Source organism: Paenibacillus sp. TY11 (assembly GCF_059772165.1).
This window is the reverse complement of sequence record NZ_JCBAIQ010000036.1, coordinates 1-4266: the sequence shown is the minus strand read 5'-3', so window position 1 is coordinate 4266 and position 4266 is coordinate 1. Positions and strand designations below refer to the sequence as shown.

Genomic DNA, 4266 nt, shown 5'->3' with positions numbered 1-4266 from the left:
ATCCGTTTTCTAAAATGCTCTGATTTCACTTTGCGTGCAGAGGGCAGCGGCTCCGTCCGACTGCCCTTGCCTGCAAAGTATTATTTTTCCGACACAACGCTCATCTACGTAACAACGCACCATTCCAACAGGGGTACAGGCCCCATGAAGCAGGAGGGATGTCATTGAAAGCCTTAGTTTAATTCATGCCCAAGGTTTCAGTGACAATCGTGAACAACTAATCAATTCATGGGCTTGAGTTACATATAACAAGTGATTAGTTTTTCCCATCGGAAAATCTAGAGTTAAGTGTATGCTTATATATTCACTTACTAATTTAAAGGGGGAATGATATTTCCTAATCCAATAAAAAATCGCGAAATGTACCGACGGCTTGTTGAACATGGGAACATCCCCATGCACGGGTCTTATGCAGTCGAACACCGACTTAACGGTAACAGTGGTCATCTTGATCTTTCGATCTCGGTATCCGTTTCACGGATCGACTTTATGACAAGCTCAGAGAAAGCTTTCACTGTTGGAGATAGCCACTTTTTCTTTTTAATCAGCATATGGGAGTATATCGGATCGAACTTTTCGGAATGACTTACAATTTTAAGTTTTCCTCTATCCACGTCTTCTTTAACTGTAATATAAGGCAAAAAAGAAAATCCAAGCCCACTCATAACGGTTTGTTTAATCGCCTCTATACTCCATAACTCCATGGTTTGAAATGGATGAATATCATGCTTTACAAGATATCTTTCAAACATGGTCCGATAACTGCAGCCTTCTTCATTCGTAATAAAAAAATGGTTGGTGTTCTCTCGCTTATATTCATCGAAATGGTCTGGGCCGTCATTGCTGCACACCAGGACAATGTTCTCCTGGGCCAAAGAATAATGAATGCATTTTTCCGGATGTATTTCCGGGTAGACCATCAAAGCCACATCTACACGTCCACTGATTAAGTCAACCTGGTTTTGTTCACATGTACCGTTGGTAAGGATGAATTTGACATGAGGATATTTCAAAGAGAATTCCCTTATAATCGGACTTAATCTAGAAATCGTTAAAGACTCTGGTGCAGCCACCTTTACAACACCTTTAACCTCCTGGTTGCCTCGTATATTTCTAATCTGGTCATGAGTAGCCAGTAGATCTTCTGCCAGAGGTATTAATTCTCTCCCCAATTGAGTAAGTTTCAAATGCCTTCTTTCGTAAGTGAAAAGCTCCCCGCCAATCTCTTCTTCAAGCGACTGTATATGGGCAGTGATCGTGGACTGAGTGTATCCCAATTGCGATGCAGCCCCTGTATAACTTCCGATTTCGATAATCGTCTGAAATGTAATAAGGTGTCTAATTTCCATCGGTGTTCTCCTTAGGTTTAATTTCTATCGATAAAAATGATAATGATTTTGAATATTTCAATTTTATTAATGAACAGATCCATCATACAATAGAATCCTTCTGATCGTAAATTAATCTACAAGGGAGGAAACAATGAATGGAACCATTCAAAATTTCAATTCCAGAGCAACAATTGCACGATCTATCTACCAGACTAAAACAGGTTCGATGGCCTTCAAGTTTCTCTATAGAACCATGGGCTCTGGGGACAGACTATTCCTTTTTGAAGAGATTAGTTGATTATTGGGGCTCGGAATACAACTGGCGTGAACAAGAAGCATGGTTAAACCGTTTCCCACAGTTTATTGAACATGTGGACGGCTTCGATATACACTTTGTGCACGTTCGGGGTGAAGGGACATCCGAACGACCACTGTTGTTGACTCATGGCTGGCCAGGGTCATTTGTAGAGATGTTAGAACTAATACCTTATCTAACAACCCCATCGCTATATGGTGGACATGCTGAAGAGGCATTTGACGTGATTATTCCCTCTTTGCCAGGCTTTGCATTTTCGAGTAAACCCACACGGCCGGGAGTGGGGTCCAAATACGTAGCCACGCTTTGGGCAAAACTTATGGATCGTTTGGGTTATGAAAGGTATCTGGTTCAGGGAGGGGATATTGGAGCAGGGGTCTCAACATGGTTAGCATTCATGTACCCTGAACGGGTGAGGGGACTTCATCTCAATTATATTCCTGGAAGCTACAAGCCACCTCTCACTCAAAATACACCATCTGTTAGCAAAGAAGAGCAAGCTTACTTTGACATCGTAGCTGAGTGGTTGGACCGAGAAGGTGCTTATAGCGCCCTTCATAGAACGAAGCCGGAAACACTGGCTTTTGCACTAAGTGATTCCCCAACCGGTCTTGCCAGCTGGATAGTAGAAAAATTTCAAGGTTGGAGTGACTGTGACGGGGATATCGAAAGCTCTTTCTCACTTGATCATATCCTCACTAACATATCGATTTACTGGTTTACCAATTCGATTGCTTCTTCCATGCGAATATATACTGAAGGTACCAAAATGCCACTGCACTTCACCGAAGGTCAACGTGTTACTGTTCCAACAGGGGTTTCCTTATTTCCCAAGGAGCTGCCCACGCCTCCCCGAAGCTGGGTAGAACGCGTCTATAATATTACGTACTGGGAGAAAGCGAATAAAGGCGGTCATTTCGCCGCTATGGAAAATCCTAAATTGTTTGCCGAACATCTAAATCATTTTTTTCAATCATTAAGCATCTGATAGTCTCTATCCTTGAGAGGGTTACCTACACAATTTAGTGTTAATGCGCAGCTAAGGACGGTGGTGGGATCACCTATTGTTGCTTCGAGCATTTCTTTTACAGTAGGTGCCATCTCATTAATAATCATATCTTTTTTTGTAAAAGGATCGTTGTTCAAAAAAGAATGGTTTGAAGCTCCCTGGTGGATGTGGACAGGAGGACTACTGGGTGCTTTCTATGTATTAGCGACAACCATTCTCATGCCCAGAATAGGAGTAGCAGCTACGGTTGGATACGTTTTAGCTGGACAAATAATCGTGTCGGTGATCATTGATCATTTTGGATTAATTGGTGCTAGTATGCACACTTTGAATATTCCTCGATTATTGGGAGCTCTTTTGGTTATTGCAGGAGTCTTTATCGTACAAAAATTTTAAATACATTTGGGGGAAACGTACATGAACAAAATAAGAAAAGACTTTCTGTGGGGAGGAGCTATTGCTGCTAATCAAGTAGAAGGTGCACATCGCAGGGATGGAAGAGGGTTAAGTACCGCTGATATTCAGCCGTTTATTCCAGGAGCTGATCCTACTGATCTACATTTTAATAACATGGATTCAGAAACATACGAAAGATACAAACATGGGACATACTATTTCCCTAAGCGCCAAGGAGTACATTTCTACGAACGATACCGTGAGTATATCGATGCGTTAGCAGACATGCATGTAAAAACATTGCGGTTGTCTATTTCTTGGAGCAGGATTTTTCCGAATGGAGATGATACCGTTCCAAACGAGCAGGGTTTGGCCTTCTATGATCGATTATTTGAGTACATGAAAGAAAAAAATATTGAGCCGATCGTCACGATTTTCCATTATGAAATGCCTTTAAATTTGATTGAGCAATATGGCGGTTGGACAAACCCGAAACTGATTGATTTCTTCGTGAAGTATGGGCAAACCGTCCTGCAAAGATATCACCAAACCGTTAAATATTGGATCATTATCAATCAAATTAACCTTGTCCACAAAGAGGCATTTGCCTCCCTTGGCATACTGAAAGATAAAGTTGATCATTACGAGCAGTCTCAGTTTCAAGCGGTTCATCACCAATTCGTTGCTTCTGCAAAGATTACTGAGTTTGGCCACAAGCTAAATCCATCCCTTCAAATGGGAATGATGTTGGCCGATACGTTAACCGCCCCTTATTCATGTGAACCTGCAGATGTCGAACTGAATTTCAGACGGAATCGAATGCAATATTTCTACAGCGATGTTCTGATTCGAGGAGAGTATCCAGAATATGCATTGACGTATTTCGAAGACCATGACATCCAGCTGGAAATTACGGAATCGGAGAAAGAATTGCTTCGGAACAATACAGCCGATTTCCTTGCAGTCTCTTATTACTGGTCAAATACTGTTAAAGCTAGTGAGAATACGATGGACCCTAATTCTACCGTCAAAAATCCCCATTTGAAAGCGAATCGCTGGGGCTGGTCTATAAATGCTTCAGGATTATTCGCTTTCACGTGCGTCGAATCGGTCACCAGAACGCGTCCGCCCACCATCCGGTGTGAGATCGCCTGCAGGACAATTTCATCGAAAATATCCTGAAAGATCGTGGTGTCCTTAAAACGGGTCCGGCG

General features: G+C 42.1%; 3 protein-coding genes and 1 pseudogene. 3 read left to right on the top strand and 1 reads right to left on the bottom strand.

The features are described from left to right. Positions 1-443: 443 nt before the first annotated feature. Positions 444-1349, bottom strand: a complete 906-nt coding sequence (locus AC6EJC_RS25255; protein WP_444956293.1) for a LysR family transcriptional regulator — start codon at positions 1347-1349, stop codon at positions 444-446. 137 nt (positions 1350-1486) lie between these two features. Here AC6EJC_RS25255 and AC6EJC_RS25250 point away from each other — a divergent pair, with 137 nt between their 5' ends. The 3 genes and pseudogenes from AC6EJC_RS25250 to AC6EJC_RS25240 all read left to right on the top strand — a co-directional run. After that, positions 1487-2635 (top strand): epoxide hydrolase family protein, encoded by a 1149-nt coding sequence (locus tag AC6EJC_RS25250; RefSeq protein WP_444956292.1) that lies wholly within the window; start codon positions 1487-1489, stop codon positions 2633-2635. Between the two features lie 12 nt (positions 2636-2647). Beyond that, entirely contained in the window at positions 2648-3052 is a 405-nt protein-coding gene (locus AC6EJC_RS25245) for a DMT family transporter (protein ID WP_444956291.1), read from the top strand. A gap of 21 nt (positions 3053-3073) precedes the next feature. Then, positions 3074-4078, top strand: a pseudogene (locus tag AC6EJC_RS25240) (glycoside hydrolase family 1 protein); the annotation flags it as partial. Positions 4079-4266: the final 188 nt, after the last annotated feature.